Source organism: Bradyrhizobium sp. cir1 (genome assembly GCF_014198245.1).
Lineage (GTDB): Bacteria > Pseudomonadota > Alphaproteobacteria > Rhizobiales > Xanthobacteraceae > Bradyrhizobium.
Genome location: NZ_JACIHE010000030.1, coordinates 1 through 17,246 on the forward strand (window position 1 = coordinate 1; position 17,246 = coordinate 17,246).

The 17,246-nt window shown below is 57.3% G+C and carries 13 protein-coding genes and 8 pseudogenes; 11 read left to right on the forward strand and 10 right to left on the reverse strand.

What is annotated here, in order from left to right; translation table 11 throughout:
- Positions 1-112 precede the first annotated feature (112 nt).
- From GGD63_RS35030 to GGD63_RS41040, 4 genes and pseudogenes are all read right to left on the reverse strand, one after another.
- The gene (locus tag GGD63_RS35030) at positions 113-355 is read right to left on the reverse strand and encodes a hypothetical protein (RefSeq protein ID WP_312013474.1); all 243 of its coding nucleotides are present in this window, start codon (positions 353-355) and stop codon (positions 113-115) included.
- 164 nt (positions 356-519) lie between these two features.
- A pseudogene (locus tag GGD63_RS35035) lies at positions 520-824 on the reverse strand (Dabb family protein).
- A 158-nt stretch (positions 825-982) separates the two neighbouring features.
- Positions 983-1,258: a hypothetical protein gene (locus GGD63_RS41035; protein ID WP_409334112.1), complete on the reverse strand. Its 276-nt coding sequence runs from the start codon at positions 1,256-1,258 to the stop codon at positions 983-985.
- A 41-nt stretch (positions 1,259-1,299) separates the two neighbouring features.
- Positions 1,300-1,590 carry a GntR family transcriptional regulator gene (locus GGD63_RS41040; protein ID WP_409334113.1) on the reverse strand — a complete coding sequence of 97 codons (291 nt, stop codon included), beginning with the start codon at positions 1,588-1,590 and terminating at the stop codon, positions 1,300-1,302.
- A 199-nt stretch (positions 1,591-1,789) separates the two neighbouring features.
- On the opposite strand from GGD63_RS41040, the gene GGD63_RS35045 reads away from it, so the two are divergent.
- From GGD63_RS35045 to GGD63_RS35065, 6 genes are all read left to right on the forward strand, one after another.
- On the forward strand, positions 1,790-2,047 hold the full coding sequence (locus GGD63_RS35045; RefSeq protein ID WP_183249118.1) for a hypothetical protein: 258 nt from the start codon (positions 1,790-1,792) through the stop codon (positions 2,045-2,047).
- 149 nt (positions 2,048-2,196) lie between these two features.
- Positions 2,197-2,610 (forward strand): aspartate 1-decarboxylase, encoded by a 414-nt coding sequence (gene panD / locus GGD63_RS35050; protein ID WP_183249199.1) that lies wholly within the window; start codon positions 2,197-2,199, stop codon positions 2,608-2,610.
- A 23-nt stretch (positions 2,611-2,633) separates the two neighbouring features.
- Entirely contained in the window at positions 2,634-3,788 is a 1,155-nt protein-coding gene (locus GGD63_RS35055) for an 8-amino-7-oxononanoate synthase (protein ID WP_183249121.1), read from the forward strand.
- The gene (gene bioD, locus GGD63_RS35060) at positions 3,785-4,417 is read left to right on the forward strand and encodes a dethiobiotin synthase (RefSeq protein WP_183249122.1); all 633 of its coding nucleotides are present in this window, start codon (positions 3,785-3,787) and stop codon (positions 4,415-4,417) included. Before GGD63_RS35055 ends, bioD begins: the two co-directional genes overlap by 4 nt.
- Before the next feature lie 839 nt (positions 4,418-5,256).
- Positions 5,257-5,382 carry a hypothetical protein gene (locus tag GGD63_RS40680; protein ID WP_283812018.1) on the forward strand — a complete coding sequence of 42 codons (126 nt, stop codon included), beginning with the start codon at positions 5,257-5,259 and terminating at the stop codon, positions 5,380-5,382.
- 966 nt (positions 5,383-6,348) lie between these two features.
- Positions 6,349-7,221 carry a CmcJ/NvfI family oxidoreductase gene (locus GGD63_RS35065; RefSeq protein ID WP_183249124.1) on the forward strand — a complete coding sequence of 291 codons (873 nt, stop codon included), beginning with the start codon at positions 6,349-6,351 and terminating at the stop codon, positions 7,219-7,221.
- Between the two features lie 848 nt (positions 7,222-8,069).
- Here the strand turns inward: GGD63_RS35065 and GGD63_RS35070 are convergent.
- A pseudogene (locus GGD63_RS35070) lies at positions 8,070-8,209 on the reverse strand (transposase); the annotation flags it as partial.
- Positions 8,210-9,951: 1,742 nt separating this feature from the next.
- Positions 9,952-10,230 (reverse strand): annotated as a pseudogene (locus GGD63_RS35075) (IS3 family transposase); the annotation flags it as partial.
- 241 nt (positions 10,231-10,471) lie between these two features.
- On the opposite strand from GGD63_RS35075, the pseudogene GGD63_RS35080 reads away from it, so the two are divergent.
- A pseudogene (locus tag GGD63_RS35080) lies at positions 10,472-11,656 on the forward strand (IS30 family transposase).
- Between the two features lie 7 nt (positions 11,657-11,663).
- Here the strand turns inward: GGD63_RS35080 and GGD63_RS35085 are convergent.
- The 3 pseudogenes from GGD63_RS35085 to GGD63_RS35095 all read right to left on the reverse strand — a co-directional run.
- A pseudogene (locus GGD63_RS35085) lies at positions 11,664-12,275 on the reverse strand (IS3 family transposase); the annotation flags it as partial.
- A gap of 28 nt (positions 12,276-12,303) precedes the next feature.
- Positions 12,304-12,608: pseudogene (locus GGD63_RS35090) on the reverse strand (IS110 family transposase); the annotation flags it as partial.
- Between the two features lie 7 nt (positions 12,609-12,615).
- Positions 12,616-12,741, reverse strand: a pseudogene (locus GGD63_RS35095) (transposase); the annotation flags it as partial.
- A 428-nt stretch (positions 12,742-13,169) separates the two neighbouring features.
- Between GGD63_RS35095 and GGD63_RS35100 the strand changes: the two are divergent.
- The 4 genes from GGD63_RS35100 (at position 13,170) to GGD63_RS40405 (ending at position 15,818) form a co-directional block, all read left to right on the forward strand.
- Entirely contained in the window at positions 13,170-14,135 is a 966-nt protein-coding gene (locus tag GGD63_RS35100) for a nitronate monooxygenase (protein WP_312013475.1), read from the forward strand.
- Positions 14,136-14,431: 296 nt separating this feature from the next.
- Positions 14,432-14,812 carry a transposase DNA-binding-containing protein gene (locus tag GGD63_RS40395; protein WP_246785782.1) on the forward strand — a complete coding sequence of 127 codons (381 nt, stop codon included), beginning with the start codon at positions 14,432-14,434 and terminating at the stop codon, positions 14,810-14,812.
- The gene (locus GGD63_RS40400; RefSeq protein WP_246785795.1) at positions 14,740-15,228 is read left to right on the forward strand and encodes a hypothetical protein; all 489 of its coding nucleotides are present in this window, start codon (positions 14,740-14,742) and stop codon (positions 15,226-15,228) included. The genes GGD63_RS40395 and GGD63_RS40400 overlap by 73 nt, the downstream gene beginning before the upstream one ends.
- 326 nt (positions 15,229-15,554) lie before the next feature.
- Positions 15,555-15,818, forward strand: coding sequence for a hypothetical protein (locus GGD63_RS40405; RefSeq protein ID WP_246785783.1), 264 nt, complete (start codon positions 15,555-15,557; stop codon positions 15,816-15,818).
- 1,216 nt (positions 15,819-17,034) lie between these two features.
- Here GGD63_RS40405 and GGD63_RS35110 read toward each other — a convergent pair.
- Positions 17,035-17,124 (reverse strand): annotated as a pseudogene (locus GGD63_RS35110) (IS5/IS1182 family transposase); the annotation flags it as partial.
- Positions 17,125-17,246 lie beyond the last annotated feature (122 nt).

Here is a 17,246-nt window from a genome sequence, read left to right on the forward strand (position 1 = left end):
GCCCTCGAAATCGTCATAGCGCTTCTCCTAGGATTACCCCTAGGACCTGCAGCGATTGCGTTCGTCAGACAAGGCGGCCTTTGGCGGAGGGATACCCCGAAACGGCCGAGGATCAGGATGATCCTCTTGCGGATTTTGGCGAGAAGGCTGCGAAGTGCTTCCCACGGATCACCCTCAAAGGCTCCCGGCTGGTCTTTGCTAGTCCGTCCGCGACCAAATAGGTGCTGAGTGGGTCGCAAGCCAGATATGAATAGCGTCCGAGTGAATCGTGCCTTGCCGAACTATCAAGGAGCGTGAGTTGCGGCCGATGCGCGAGACATTGCATTGCTGCGACGGGCTCAATGCGGAAGTACATTGCAATCAGTGACCAACGGCTCGCATGCTGGGAGTGGCGCTCCTATTGTGATTCCCACGCCAAGGGCAGCAATGCGTGTTTAGCGCCCGCAAGTTCTCGAGTCCGGTTGCGATATTGACCCGGAAGGACCGGGTACGCCGGCAAGTCGGCCTATCATTGTCGTTTTAAGCAAAGCGTGCATCCATTGCTATGTCGTAGTCAGCTGCGAAACGCAGTTCGCGGAACGGGCGTACTCGCTTGATCGAGTCCTGATATAGAGATGCGCCTTGTAAGCGGCGAACCCCGCCTCGTTTTCGAACTCACCGTAAACCACAATGTCGATATCGTTTCCAAACTGGTCGTCCTTGCGGTTGCGAGCAACCTCGAGCCGGCGCGCATGTGGAATTGTGGTGAGAACCGTAAGGCCCGCGATTATTTGATTGATATGGATCTTGTTCTTGGCAGTGAAGAAGACGATGTGACGAATAATGTATAAGCCTAGATTGATGTCGGAAGTAATCGTGCCCTATCGTGGGGATGCGTCTGCTACAAGCTCTACAGTCTCTTTCCTCGTCGCGCGGGGAGGTGATCTGCCGATCTCGCGATATCCGACGCTCTGGAACGGAACTCGCTAGAGCTCATTTCTAGTCAGTATGCTAAAAGCGCAACGCGCTCGATGCTTTGAATATGGCGCGTGAGCAGTTGGCAGGCTTGATCGATGTTGCGCGCTCGCAGCGCTTGTAGAATGAGGCGGTCGTCCAGATTGAAGTGTGTCGTCAGCCGGCCCTCCGCGCCATCGCGAACATCAAACGAGAAGTTGCGAACTCTAGTGGCGAGCAGGCGAGACATCGCGCAGGGCACATGGTGAAACGCGCGGTTGCCTAGGTCAAACTCCGCGAGTTTTTGGGCTTTGTCTCCCTCCATCCGGGCAAGCTCGATTTTTGCTAGATCGGCCGGTGTGAGCTTTAGCGCCGCAAGCGTAACGCGATCACTTCGAGAGCGGCGCGCATCTCGGCGATCTCCTTCACTGTTTTGGTATCGAGTGGAGCAACCCGCACGCCACGACGAGGCGAAGCAACGACAAGATGTTGGGCCTCCAGGTATCGAAAAGCCTCGCGTACGGGAACGTGGCTAGAATTGAACTCCCGGGCCACGGGATCCTGCCGGAGTGGGACATCCGGCTGCAGTGCAGCCGCTGACAATTCGCTCAGCCATTGTTTCTGCAATGCGCCCGCAATCGTCCTACTCTCGCTCATCAGATTATCTATACAAGCTGTGCGCGTGATTATAACAGGAAGGGCCCTCATCGCGCAGTATTTCCCCGAACTCAGGCCGATTTCGCCCCCTTCAGTCGTCGGTCGGCTTCTACATTGGCTCGGAGCAACGGCAGGGTGACAGCAGGGCTGCAAGCCGCTCGATCATAGATATTTTGCGAAACTTATGTATGATCAGGCCATGGACAAGAAAAAAGACATAGGGTGGCGACAGGCGAGGGCCGGGTCAGTTTGCATGGTTCTGATCGCGCCCAGGCACGAGGTTTTAATTTGCCATATTGCTGTGCTGATGTGCCAGGCGCAAGGCGCGCGTCTCGATAGCATCGATCCAGGGCGCTTTGAAATCGCAGGCCTGCTTAGCATCGCATCCGCAACGATTGTGGGGCTGCTTGCAGAGTGCGTGGAGCTGCTAGTGTGGTTTTCGGCCAGCACGGAGTGAATCTTCATTGGTGGCGCGCTATTGACCGCAAGGAGCCCGGAGCGAGACGCCAGCACGGATTGGCTCGACCGGCTTGGCATTAAATCCGGGCGAGCCTCCTGTAAGTAGAGCGGCGAGTTCGCCTTGCATAACCAGACCTCCAGTTGACAATGCAGATTACGTTGATGAAGGGCAAAATACATCGCGCCTCGGTGACCGAGGCTGATCTGCACTATGAGAGCGCGATCTGGATTGATGGCGCATTGTTGGACGCGACGGGTTTCCTTGTCCATGAGCGCGTCGAGATCTTCAATACTGACACGGGAGCGGACTCTGCCACCTACGTGGTCGAGGCGCCCCGGGGATCGGGCACTATAGACCTGAACGGTGCGGCTGCGCGCCGCGCGCTGCCCGGGGATAGAATCATGGTCGTTGCCTACGCCTCCTTGGAGGCGGCAGAAGCTAAAACCTTCAGGCCGCGGATCGTGGTTGTTGACCGACAAAGCCGCATCTTGCGGGTTGAGGGCCGAGAGGCCGGTGCTCCAGCAAATGCGTCTAGCGCGCCGGAGTTCTGTCGCACCTGATGGGTGCTTCTGCGAGGGACACAATGAATTCTATGCGTCAAGCCGAGGGTTCTCGCTATGTCGAAGATTTGCAAGCTCTAGAAAGAGATGGCCGACTGCGCGGCCTCAAGCCTCGCGCGGGAATCGACTTCGTGTCGAACGATTATTTGGGGCTCGCAAGCGCGCCGCGAATAAAGAATGCCGTCTGGGACGCGATTGATGCCGGTACGCCAATAGGAGCTGGTGGTTCGCGGCTCCTACGTGGCAACTGCGAGGAGCACGAACGGCTTGAAGCTGAAGCCGCTCAGTTTTTCGGGGCTGAGAAGGCGCTTTTCTTCAGCAGCGGTTATGTCGCAAATTTCTCTGTTCTGACGACGCTGCCACAGCGAGGTGACCTACTTGTTCTCGATTCCCTAGTGCACGCCAGCATCCATGAAGGCGCGCGGGCTGGCCGAGCCGATTTCCGGATAAGTGCGCATAACGATCCCCAGTCTGTCGAAAGTACAATCCGTGATTGGCGCGCCCAGGGCGGAATGGGGCGCATCTGGATAGTGGTCGAAAGCATCTACAGTATGGATGGCGATTTGGCGCCGCTGCAAGAGCTCAGCTTGATCGCGGCCAAGCACGATGCGTTTCTTTTTGTGGACGAGGCGCATGCCACCGGGGTTTATGGCGAGCAGGGACGAGGGCTCTCCGCTTGCTTGGAAGGACACGAAAATCTGGTGGTCGTTCATACCTGCGGCAAAGCGCTGGGCTCCGCTGGAGCACTGGTTACAGCCTCTACCGCGGTACGCGACTTCATGGTCAATCGATGCCGGCCGTTCATCTTTGCCACCGCGGCCTCGCCATTGATTGCGGTTGCCGTCCGGGAGGCGCTGTTGATCCTGCAGGAGGAACCCGAGCGTCAGCAGCGTCTAGCGAGCCTCGTCGCCCTCACGCATCGGGAGATGAAGATGCGCGGTCTGCGATGTCCGTCCAAATCGCAGATCGTACCGTACATCGTAGGTGACAATTCGGATACGATGCGGCTTGCGGCTGCCCTGCAGGCGCGGGGCTTCGATATTCGCGGGATCCGGCCGCCAACCGTGCCGGCGGGAACGGCTCGCCTCCGCGTATCGCTGACGCTCAACGTGAGTGAGGATGACGTATGCGCGATGCTGGATGCCCTCGCTGACGAGACGAGAGGCCGGTCGCGATGACGCTGCGTATCGTGGTGACCGGGACAGGTACCGGAGTCGGGAAAACTGTGTTTTCTGCCGGACTTGCCGCTCTCCTCGGTGCGAATTACTGGAAACCGATCCAGGCCGGACTTGAAGGTGAGAGTGATACCGAGACCGCAGCACGGCTGGGAAGTCTCCCGCGCGATCGGACCTTGCCGGAGCGTTACCGCCTTCGAACAGCCGCTTCGCCCCATCAATCCGCTGAGATTGACGGTGTTCGCATTGATGCGGCTTCAATCGATGTGCCAGATACGGCGGAGCGGCCGCTTGTGATCGAGGGCGCCGGCGGGCTGATGGTGCCGCTGGGGGGGGATGCACTCTACATCGATGTTTTCGAAAGGTGGCGGCTTCCGGTCGTGCTTTGCGCAACGACGGCGCTAGGTACCATCAATCACTCGCTTCTCTCGATAGAGGCGCTCCGAAGGCGTCGGATTGACATTCTCGGGATTGCATTCATCGGCGAGCGAAACTCTGCGAGCCAAAGTGCGATTCGCGAAATCGGACGCGTGCGTTGGCTGGGGCGATTGCCTTGGCTTTCTCCTCTTACAGCAGGCACGCTGCAGTCAGCGTTCGAAGCGTCTTTCCATGCTGATGATTTCAGACGTTGATGCCAAACTCAAATTTCCCATCGGTTCAGGCAGCGCGCGGTTCAGGATGAGATAACGAAGATCCTAGGTGGGGATGCTGCCTGTCTCTGCAGCGCGGATAACCGACGGATCAAAGATGCGATTTCGTCCTGGTCAGTTGGGACCCGCGGTCATTGCCATCCAGATACTGAGCATCATTCGGGATCAAGCCGGATCTCGATCAGGCCATCTTATGCCGGGAATGCCGCAATCCAGGTACGGAGCTTGGACAGACGCTTGCAACTCCTGCCCATGCTTTCGATTAGGTGTTATTTTCTGGCGCTTGCGGGCGATCACGCCGTCAAACACGATCCGCAGGTCCTCAAAATCAAATCCAGTGAAATGCCTCACCATGAAGCAGGATTGTCACAAGTGCGCAATCTTAGTGTCGCATTAGATTCTATTCGCTGTGCCAGAGATGGCGGCTGCAACAGCGACGGAGGATCTGATGGCGGCCCGCGCACTTGCAGCCTTGATAGGATGATGTTAGTGCCGAACTACCGTCGCTGACTGCGCGGAAGGCGGTCAGCGCCTGCGCCGTCTTTGGCATCGTCAGCGACTGAAGTTCGGTTAGCTCATCATCGCTCAATATCAGGGGCGCAAGTCGCTGGGCTGACATCAGATCCTCCGTCGCTGTTGCAGCCGCCATCTCTGGCGCGGCGACGCGAATCTTCTGCGGATCTACGATTGCGAACTTGTGACTCAGGACCCTAGAAAAGGCACGGCATCACATCGCTGTTCGCCGCCCTCAACATCGCGACCGGACGGGTCGTTGCAAATGCTACGGACGGCACAGTGCCGCCAAGTTTCGCAAGTTCCTCGTGATCGAGACCGCCATGCCGCGTGAACTCGTCGCCGCTGAGGGCGGCAACACTGCGATAGCCACAGCGTCTACTCTTCCTATTGGTGAGGAGCGCGATGAAGCGCTCGACCTGATTGAGCCATGACGAGCTGGTCGGATCAGACGCACATGCTAACGCGGCGTTCGAGCCAGCCATCGCCAGATCAGCGGGGTCTTATGCGTGTCGTAGTTATCCATGACGAGTGGACGACACCACCAGTTCAACGGCTTGGCGCTTGTAGTCTTCCGTGAACGACCGACGTTGACGCACTTCCACTCGACACCTCCGGGCTCTCGGAGCCTACTACAGGTGTCCATTCATTGGGAGGAGGTTCACTCGATCGGGAAGACACTCTGTGTCGCTTCTCAAGAAGGTAACGTTACAAGTGTACCGAAATTCCCAAAGCTGCTAGGAGCGCTGCATGAAGAACGCTTCATCTACTCGTTGGTCCAGGCTTCAACAACCTTTCAAGTGACATCTGCGCCAGTTATGTAACGAGAAGCGACTCGTGATGGCGATCTGTTGCGGGACATTAGCGGCGTTGCCGCGGGCCGGGCGAGGTAATAGTGCCGTAACGGCGACAGCCGTGCGGCGGCTGGGCTGTACATCCCAAAGCCGACGGCGGTAAGCGACTTCTCGGTGCGCCGGTATCAGAGGGCGGATCGTCCGAAGCGCATTGTCGCGGTGTTGAACGCTCCTTCTTTCCAGTCGGGGCAATTTTTATATGGCACTAAATTGGCGGACTGCTAGAGCGTGGGAGATGCCGGCTGCCATGCCCATTCCCTTGATGTGTCGTTTCATCGCGCTCAGCGAAAACGAGATCAATTTCGTGGCATCAAGCGACAGGAAGCGCTCTCATAAAAATGCCCTTCTCATGGTGTCGGCGATGAATGATCGAGCAAACGTAAAGCGACAGAAATCTTACGCTTCCCACCAGAATCGGCAGGAAGAGTCGCTTTCTTTTTTGTTGTACTCTTCAGCGGCCGTCGGCTCTTGAGCGTAGCCCCGAAAGTTATACGTGACGACGAACCCGATTGGCGAGACACCTAATAGCCTCCAGAAAGACCAGCCATGGAAACTCCGAAACAAGCATTATCGACAGCGAATGTGAACCGTGATCACTTGGACCATGTGCAAAGTCAAATTGTCTTTGCCCGACGCACATCCGACGAACGAGCTCCCGAAGTTGTTTTGTCGGGACTTGACATGGCTGCCAATCCGGTGAGGCATTGCGTCCTGCCGCCCATGGTGCGCCACAACGTTACTATTCGTAACGCGCGGCCGATCACGCACGAGCTATCACTAGATCGAGAAGGCTTTACGCTAATTCAGCGCAAAGTATCTTGTGTAAGCGAGCGTGATCCAAATGTTTTGCAAGACAGATACCTGAAAGAAATGGTTCCGTTCATCCAGAGTTACTTCAACGCGTCGTGGGTTGTGGCACGCCGGAAATCGATCCTTGTTCGTGGTGCCAGCGGGCGGTCAAGGTCGGACGGCGAACCGATTGTATGGGCTCATCTTGATTTCACGCCGGTTGCTGGCCCTATGCTGGCCGCCCTTGTGGACCAATCGGAGGGCGTTCCGACAAGACCCTATTCTCGATTGATAATCGCTCAAACGTGGCATGCTCTCTCGCCGCCTCCGCAAGATTTCCCCTTAGCGTTCTGCGACGGCGCCTCCGTTCGTGATACCGATAGCGTTGTCGTAAACTACCGTTTCTTTGATACCACAACTAAGCTGTCGGTCATGCATTTCAATCCAGCGCAGCGTTGGTATTACTTTCCAGACATGGCCGCGGACGAGTTCATTCTATTCAAGGGATATGATTCCGAGGTGTCTTGCAACGCAAAGGCAGCTCACGCGGCGTTCGACAATCGTCGCGCCTATCCCAATGCGAAGCCTCGAGAGAGTATCGAGGGTCGCTTCTTCGTGTACTACGCCTGAGCGGTCGAGATCGTTTCTGCCTTTCGATCGCTCTCCAAGCCCGTGTTAGCTGTCGCGGGTGATGGTACAGCTGCTTGTGTGCATCTGTCGATGAAGGAGTCTCGCCGTGTACCGCGTTGCAGGCCTTGCTGGCCGACCTTCACTACACGAAGACAATCCGGGACGGATTTTATAGCGAAGCAATTTTCATCCACTTACTGTGTCCTTCCAGGTCCGGACATTTTAGGTGGTTTGCGAGCGGAGTATAGACGGTGTTGTCCGGCAGGACCGTTCCCTCACAGGCACAGTGCGCTGCCACTCGGCAACACTGGAGAACGCAGTTCGGACCTAAGTAGGGTCCTGTTCAGCAGCAAAAACGGCTCCCGGGGCAAGATCGGCATGCTCGCGTTTGCGGGCGCTCAGTGCTAGAAATGCGGTTGAGGCATCGCGGTCAGAATGCGTGCGGCATCCGAAACTGTTCCGGTTTGGAAGTTGGATCAACCAATCGTCCGCAGCTTATCAGCTCGTAAACGAGGACGGTCACCGTGGGGGCAAGCTGAGCCGGAATTGTTTCTTGGGATCGTGCCGTACCATGCAAAAGAGCAGCGGAGGCGGCAAGGGGTCTTCGCGCCACGCGTAAGCAGTAGATCACAGGAGGCGCCTACTTTGCGGAGTGTTCTACTGTCGCGGGCTTTTCAAGTTTTATAAGTGTACGGCCCTTGTCGATCACGCGAAGAACTCGCACAGCAATCTAATTCTGCGTCGGTAGAAGGCTCTGTCACGGCGAAACCAGTGTTCGGCGCGCGCTTCAGGGTATAGAGTGATCCAAAAAATCTCCATTTTCCCTTTATTGGTCGAAGAGTCCGAACTCCGGTCGATCGCTCCCAGGCGCCAAGCCGAAGCAGAGCTGGCGGGGACTCTCGAAGCGGTTCACGTCACGAACGTCGACGGCGAATGTTGCCGCGGCGATCAGATCGATTCCTCGCAACGTCTCGAGGGCACGTACGAGAGCGGGGTAAAACACCCCGCCAACTCGGTTACGCCCTGGGACGGCTGCCCCATGCAGGCGCCGCAGTTCTTGACGGCCGAGATTGCCGACGAGCACAGTTCAGACTCGGCAGTGTCGATTCGAGGATCGGAAATGACGTTGGTGCGCAGCCAGCCGGAATGATCTTGCCATTTCGGAATGGAGTGAGGTGATCGCGGCCGTAGACTGTATTTGGTCAGCTGTCTTCAGAATGCATAACAAAAATTCGTGGCTACCTTGAGTGATGAGCTCGCAAATCCTCCCTACCTAGCCCGATCGGATAAGGCATTTACGTCGTGATGTCCGGCGAGATGATAGCAATGAATGCTGTAATACATCTTGAACTAGGGACCGCTCCTGCGACATCGAATAGGTTGGGGCGTAATCAGTCGGCTCAAGCGAACCGTGAGTGAACCCGATTTGTCACGCGTGGAGTTTGGCCCTTGTGATCTGGCTTACGGCGTCGCCGGCCCCGCCAGTGCTACAGTCGGCGTTAGCGTCCAGCGGATCAACGCCGCCCGAGGGTAAACACCATCTGCGAGAGTTGGGCGAAGCGCTTGCGGGCAAACTCGAAGGGAGCGAAGCTCGCCTGCAATAGCGGATTCAGCGGATGTTGGGACGCCAGACGTTGAGCCGAGATCTCGATAACCAGATCGGCGCAGTCGCGCTTAGCAATGATCGGCTCTAATACAATGCGCCTTGCTCATAAGAGAACGACGCGACGCCCAGGCCACTCGGTTTCGCCAAATCCGTAAATCTGTGGCGGTTGAACAGTACGAAATGACGTGGCGTGTGGTAGCCGATCCAAGAACAATGCCGAGCCGCGCATCAAGCGCGTCGAAGTGTGGCGCTCTGGATCAGCACGCGGCCGTGACCTGTAAGGAGTCCTTCGATATGGCGCAACATGAGCGCACCGACGAGTACATGCTCAATCAGACCGAGCGCTAGGACCAAATCAAAGCGTCGATCGGTTTCGAACTGCTCGGTCCGACCGAGATGACAGGCATGTCCGCGTGCGACCGCCTGAGCTTGTGCGCCCTCGTCAAGGTCGAGACATTGCGTGAGGCTCACACTTGGTGAACAGGACTGGGCCTGGTCGAGCACCCAACCGCCGCCCCGCCGATATCTTGAACGCTAAGTCGGATCGCCGGGGATGGAAGCCAGCAGTTTCAATAGACGCCGATTGAGCGATCGAGATCGCTGGCGCGATACGACATCCGTTTTTGTCGGAGCGTAGGCAAATAATTCTTCGGATAGATCTCTCCGAGATGATCCCACATCGTCGGGACGATGAACCACATTGCACCTCTGGCATTTGTAGAAAGAGTAGGTGCGGTCGGACGTATAGTACTCGACGTCGTTGGCATTCGCGTACCAGCTTGCGTCGGTGCAGCCTTTGATCGGGCACGCCTGTGACGGGCTGTCCTTCGTGATCAGCGTCCGCGACCGGTCATCGTCGATTTTAGCCCCCAGCCTGGCAAGCCTCCAGCTCAAAGTCTTCGTGCACGATCCAAAAAAATGTGCAGCGATTTTCTAGAGCTTCGAACTGATGCAAGCCCTATGATCTCCTAAGCACTGGTAGAGTCCATTACTCGAGGAGCGCAATGGAACTTTGTGCTACCTAGGATGACTTTGTACCCTGATGGTGCATTCTTTATCGTACGATTAAGCATGCAGTTTGGGGCAAGTTTACCTGAGCTGCTACCGGTTTGATGGACAGCGAGTTAAGCTAATCCCATCTTGCGCTCGAACTCAACCAGGCTGAGACAGCCGATGTTGGAGCGCCTGCGGATCGTATTGTAGAATCGTTCGATGTAGTCGAACACATCGGCTCGCGCTTGGTCTCTGGGCCTGTAGGTTTTGCCTTCCGTCCGTTCGGTCTTGAGCGAGGAGAAGAAGCTTTCCATCGCCGCGTTGTCCCAGACATTGCCGGAACCGCCCATGCTGCAGACAATGCCGTGGTCGGCCATTAAACGCTGGAACTGCTCGCTGGTGTACTGGGCGGATTCAAACGGTCGTCGCAACATCCTGAAGTTGGAGGTTGCGATGAAAGTTGTAATTCGACGTTCGGCGCGGTCAGGATGAGCGCCATTGCCATCGCAAGGCCGGCCGTCTGTGGCCGGAGGCGATGAACAGAATAGATTTTGGAAGGCGATTGCCACGGGGCAGGGCAGCGAAGATGCTGCGTTTGAGGTCGGCGTATCGCTACCTGTCGGAAGCAGATTGTTCCGAAAGGCTGGCGGCATGCCACCAGCGATTTTCAGATCTTCGGTCAAGCTTCTCTCCGGGCGCTACCTTTCATTGGCTGAACGCGAGGAAATCGCGCTTCTAAAGGTGCAGGGCCATTCCATACGGGAGATTGGGTGCCGCTTAGGACGGGCTGCTTCGACGGTCTCCCGTGAATTGCGGCGGAACACGGCCACCCGCGGCGGCGGGTTGGATTATCGGGCCACGACTGCCCAATGGCATGCAGACCGATCTGCCCGCCGGCCCAAGCCGACTAAGCTTGCGCCCAACGCAGCCTTGCGCACTTATGTGGAGGAGAGACTTGCCGGCAGTGTTGTAGTGCCGAGCGGAGCTTGTATTGCTGGCCCCACCGTTCGGTGGAACGGCCGCCGGCATGGCCGACGAAAGGATCGACGATGGATCAAGGCATGGAGCGCCGAGCAGGTTGCCCGACGCTTGCCGATCGCCTTCCTGGGCGACAAGACAATGCGCATCAGCCACGAAGCCATCTATCAGGCTCTCTTCGTTCGGGGCCGCGGTGTACTACGCAGCGAACTGACGGCCTGCTCGCGAGCCGGACGCGTGTTGCGCACACCCAGGGGGCGCGTACGTAGGCGGGGCAAGGGCTTTGTCTCGCCGGAGCTCATGACCCGCTGAAGCGGCCGATCGAGCCGTGTCGGGCCGTTACCTCATCCTCGCTCGTGGCAGCTCGGGCGATCGGCACGTTGGTCGAACGCACGACGCGCTTCAAATGCTATTGCACTTCCCCGATTAGAGGGGCATGGCGAAGCTCCGCGCAAGAAGAGCGGACCTGCGCTTGCGGGACACGGGGCGGAACCCGTGCGTGACGCGATCTCGCGCACCATCATCACTTTGCCCGAAGAACTACGTCGCACGCTGACTTGGGATCAAGGAGCCGAAATGGCTCAGCACGACCGCCTCAAGATCGACGCGGGCGTCCAAGTCTTCTGCGACCCGCAAAGCCCTTGGCAGCGCGGCACTAACGAGAACGCCAATGGGTTGCTGCGGCAGTACTTTCCGAAAGGCACAGACTTGGGCATCCAAGGCACCGACGAGATATCCGCTGTAGCAGCGGCCCTCAACGCCCGACCGAGAAAGACACTGGGCTGGAAAACGCCGGCAGAAGCGCTTGACGAGTTACTGTCATCAGTGAAAACAATTGCTGTTGCGACGACCGTTTGAATCCGTCCTGACTGTCCTGATCGGAGTGGTGCAACAGCGCGTCCGGCTTGCCGCGTCGCCAGACTGCCATCAGCAGGTCATTGGTCAGCAACTGAGCTGTCATGGCGGCGCTCATCGACCAGCCCACCACCCGGCGTGAAAACAGGTGCGATACTGCTGCGACATAGAGCCAGCCCTCGGCCGTCCAGAGATACGTAAAATCGGCAATCCACTTCTGGTTCGGCCGCTCTGCGGCGAACTGCCGACCAAGGAGACTCGCCGGCACGATCTCGAGCTGCAGATCGCCGCTGTCCTTCGGCAAGCGACGGCTTCGCGGCCGTGCCCGCAAGCCTTGCAGCCGCATCAGCCGTTCGATTTGATGGAGGCCACAGTCCGCCCCATCGAAGAGCAGATCACGCCACACCCAGCGCGCACAATAGGTGCGATCACTCGCCATGAAGCTGGCCTTCACCTTGCCGCCGAGCTCTTCGTCGCTGCGGCATCTGGCGCTAGGTGAGCGATTCAGCCAGGCATGGAAGCCCGACCGCGACACCCCCAGCGCATCGCATAGCCATGCCACCGGCCAGATCGGCAGGTGCTTCGCGATGAAGACGAGCTTCATGTCGCTTCCTTCGCGTAGGCGACCTTCCTAAGAAACAGCCACTTGGCCCGAGTGACTTGGCACGTCGCCTCAGATTGGCGACGACACGGCTGCGATATTGTTCCTCGTAGCAATCAGCACCCGGATCTTTTTAGGTCATGCCGTGCCTCAGCGTATTGTAGAACAGGACCGCTATTTTGCGAGCGGTTGCCGTCACCGCCTTTGCGTTACCGGCGCGCAAAGCCGTCGATAGAATGCACCAAGCGCCGTATCGCTCCGCCCAACCGTCGTGGCTGCAAGCCGCAGCAGTGCCGCTGCTCGACTGGACGATCGTCGCGTGCGCGAAGACAGTATCTTGCCACCGGAGATCTTCTTTCACCCATTTGCGCAGGACGTTCTCATGGACATCCAGGTCGCGCCCGGCCTGCGCCACCGACATCCTACGCTCCCTAACGAGCTTGATCGCCTCGATCTTGAGCTCGCGACGGAACTTCCGTCTCTTCATCGCCCACCTCCGGATTCATCAATCACCTAATCTCGGTATACATCAAACCGGCGGAGCTGGCGAGTGACTTACAGTCTACTGTCCAGTCAACCCCCAGCATTAATAGTTGAGCTGATGACAACAGCATGCCACGGATTGGCTAGTAACCGTCAAGTTGATCAAAACTTCCTCCGAGTATGCGATGCAAATCGATAATCTAGCCTTTCCAGCGGCTAGGAACAAAGTCGTTTTTCGTCGGCTAGCGTTGCGCGGCGATCGCTCTGAAGCCGTTTGCGTCGAACTCGTCGTATTGCTTACGCGTTCGACGCGTAGCGAGCCTACATCTGCTGGATCAACGTGGCAAATGTCGTCATTGTCGATTCCAACTTAATGCAGCGGCTTGAATGACGTTTGCTGCAAACCAAGATCTAGCTAAAAGGAGCATAGCCGTGGCTGCGATTTCCGAGACCAGCAGGTTGCCGGATGCCCTTTCTTCCAGGCTCGCGTTACCCCTCATCATCGCGCCAATGGGCGATGTCTCTGGTGTGGAACTAGTTACTACCGTTTGCAAATCAGGAGTTATTGGCGCGTTTCCCACAACCAACGCCCGATCGGTCCAGGAACTTGATCATTGGCTAATCCGGATTGAGCAAGATCTCGCTAACCAGGATCAGCCAGTTGCGCCGCATTGCCCAACGCTTATGATGCGTCATCCGCGCTTCAAAGAGGACCTTGCCTGTCTCGTGCACCACAAGGCGGAGCTGGTTATCACTAGCGTCGGATCGCCGGCTCTTGCAATCGAATCCCTGCACAGAACTGGTTGCCTTGTATTGGCGGATGTCGCCTCGCTGCACCATGCGGAAAGAGCCATTGAAGCCGGTGCGGACGGGTTGATATTGCTCGCCGCTGGCGCCGGAGGCCACACCGGTTGGGCCAATCCATTCGCTTTTGTTCGCTCGGTCCGCAACATATTCGATGGTCCAATCATAATTGCGGGCGGTATCACAGACGGCATTTCGCTCGCGGCAGCGCGCGTCCTTGGATGCGATCTCGCTTGCATGGGGACTCGCTTCATCGCCACGTGGGAGAGTATGGCAAGTGAGACCTATCGTCGGATGCTGGTCGATAGCACGCTCGATGACATCGTCTTGACCAGTGCATTTTGGGGCCTCAATGCAAATGTGCTGCGGAGCTCAATCGTTGCGGCCGGTCTCGACCTCTCCCGGCTTGAGGAGTCAGTGTCCGAGACGCGCACGAAGCAGAAAAGTGCCAGGAATGACCGCTGGACAAATATCTGGTGTGCTGGTCACTCAGTTTCAGGCGTGCGCTCGGTCATCGGCGCAGCCGATCTTGTGAAGGAACTCGCTGCACAATACGAGGCGGCGTTGGCGAACCTCGTTTGCGCTCGTAGGTGATTAGGATAACGGTACCAGTCGGAATAAGTTTGGTGAGCGTCATCAACCGATGCAGATCGGACGAAGCAACGCGGCTAGTATTCCCAGAATAAGTTCATAGGCGCGCGGTCCTCCCGATCCTTGATTTGGTAGAGGTCGAGTAGCTTGTGACGATATCGCAGTATAGCGTTAACCATCCGGTGAGGCTTTCAATTACCTATAACTTTGACCATTCGGACGGATCCGCTGGTCGGCGAAATCTGGAGTAGATCACTCGCGATTCCTTGCTGAGCACCTGATTCGCGAGGGGGTGCTCTATGGGGCTGAGATTAAGAGATCGATCTGCAACAGTCCGTTTGCGATCCTTGGAAGGTGAATGTTGGATTGATCGAGGGAGTGGTGGATGCGAGTTTAGGGACGCGCGGCTCGGCGACAGATTCCGAAAACTGCTCGCGCAGATTGGGAGCACCATAAGACAAAGCATTCCGCTCGTCTGCCAGAATTGGGCGAATACCAAGGCAGCCTATCGCTTCTTCTCTAATGAGCGGGTCCGCGAAGTGGACATTCTGGCCGGCCACTTCCAATCGACACGTGATCGTGCGCCGCCGCTGAAGGTCTCGTTCTTATGCTGCACGACACAACCGAGTTCAGCTATCAACGCGGGAAGTCAGAAGCGATCGGCATCACCAAGAGTATAAACAGTGGACGGGATAAGGCGGGCCGGCCCAGATCGCATACTCCTGATGCATTCGAGCCTTGCGGTTACAATCGAAGGGCGGCCGTTAAGTTCTGGACAAGGAAAAAATTCAAGGGGACGGCAGCGCTTAAGAAGAAGGTCAATCCGACCCGGATTCCCATCGAGAAAAAGGAAAGCGTCCGGTGGTTGGAAAATCTCAAGAAGTCTACGCAACTCTTGGATCATCCGGGACGATGCATGCATATCGGTGATCGCGAGAGGGACATCTACGAGCTCTTCTGCGCAGCACACGAGGTCGGAACTCATTTCCTGATCAGGGCCTGCGGCGACCGCTTGGCTGTAGATGGGGGTCACACGATCGCCGGCGAAATGGACGAGGTCGCCGTCAAAGGCCCATCGCATCGAAGTCAGAGATAGTAACAGCGATCCCGACCAGGCCGTCTTGAACTTAGGTATCGCAAAATTTGCGTCCTGCCGCTGCTCGGAAAGCAGAAGTGCTATCCCGCTCTGACCCTGACGATGAGGGGGACACCGAAAAACAAAAAGAAGATCAATTGGAATCTGATCACCGACCTGCCTGTTGGTTTTCGCACCGACGCCATTTAGGAGCTCGAATGGTATGCTTTGAGATGGAAGATTGAGGTGTTCCCCAATATCCTCAAATCGGGCTGCACGGCTGAGGAGTCGAAGCTCAGGACCGCCCAGCGTCCGACCAATCTGATCTCGCTCTTTTGCATCCTGAGTTGCTGGGTCTTCTGGACGACGGTGCTACCGTTCCGCCCCGGACGCGCCGCCAACCCTCGTCGCTGACTGCGGCTGAAATCGGCGTGCTCGATCGGCTGGTCAACAACAAACCAAAAGCAAGAAAAACGCTCTCGCCCTATCTGATCAAGATCGCCCGGCTCGGCGGGTATCTCGCCCGCGCCAGCGATCCGCCGGGCAATACCGTCATGTGTCGCGGACTGTCACGCCTCACTGACATCGCGCTGGGCGCTATGGTCCAGTAGAATTTGTGGGTAATTGAAAGCCCCACCGGAGGCCTACAGCATAGCAGCGTGGGAATGCATTCGACCGACGAGCGCTCAGGTTGTCTAGTAGTTTAAGCATGAATGAATATCGGAAGGCAGCCAGCGGCGATCGAACGTCTGCACGCACGCGATCTCACTGCCTTGGCACGTGGTCTTAAGTTCTGGCTCACGGTCTGGCGGGCGGATGCCGCCGAAATAAGCTAAGGCCCGAACGTACGAGGTGATCCAATCTGGTGCTCTGGCTGAGGCTGGCGTCGACGAGGTGTAGTTCGAGGCGCCTTGCGTCGCGACAAAGATCTGCTCGTTGCGCACTTCGCCCGTGAGCTGTCAACTTGAACAGAATGTCGACGAACAGCTTCGCGCCGGCGACATGAACCTTGGCGTAGGATCGGCTTAAGCCGGCTGGCCCATCCCTTGCGGCGTTCGCAGAAACCACGAATAGCTGAAACTGGCGGAGTGCGAACCGCAATGCTCCTCCCACAACAACGTCAGAGTGACGTTCCTCCGCCGGAGCTCGCGATGCGGAGCGCCCGATCCGGCCGCGGACGCTCGTCGCTCGAATCGGATGGTGGCGAAAACAGCCGGTTCTCGAGCCGGGCGTCATCAAACTCCGGAGCGACGGCCAACTCAGGCCGGTCCGGCGCGTTCGCTTGAGTTATTTGTAGAATGAGCCGTGGGCCAGGCCGAGGTTGCGGGCAAGAGCGCGTTGCCACAAGCCCATGCTGTGGTGCAGGCACAAAACTTCGCGAATGTGACGCATGGATCGTCTCTCTGTTGGCATCTAAACCTCTGCGATTGGGCAAACGACCGAGCTACCTGGATGCAGACCGTCACCTAAACTACAATGATGCCTAGATTTTCATTGATATGCTTGCATCTGCTCCTGCAGTTGTTTGTCCATACGCCAAGTGGGTCATCGTTCAGCACGAGCTTGCGAAAGACAGAGCGCGGGCGAGCGCAACGCGCTGCTGATGGTCACTAGACTACGGACGGCAAGCCGGACCAGTCGAGCGCGCCCATCTGGTCCTGCCTCGGTCTCAAATTTGCTACAGCGGCGGATCCCGCGTTCGCAACGATGCGCCCTTCGCGCCCTTCACGAGGCGCTGCCTTACTCTCCTTCACTTTTGACTTGCGAAATGCCGGTCAAGCAGAGGGATTCTCTCTTTAACAAAAAACATCTATCGGTTGGCAGGGCCTATTTCATGAATCGGACCCGACGGAACTGCTTGAGCTTACTGAGGCAACATTCCACGAGATGGCGCCGGGCATAGAGATGCTTGTCGACTGAAGGCCCTGCAAGGCCCCGCACACGTTACGAATACGTGTGCAAGTTCTTGAACGTTCCATCCAGAGCGAACTAAATTGAACCGGCCGCAGCAAAGCAGCGGGACTAAACACCCGGCCTCG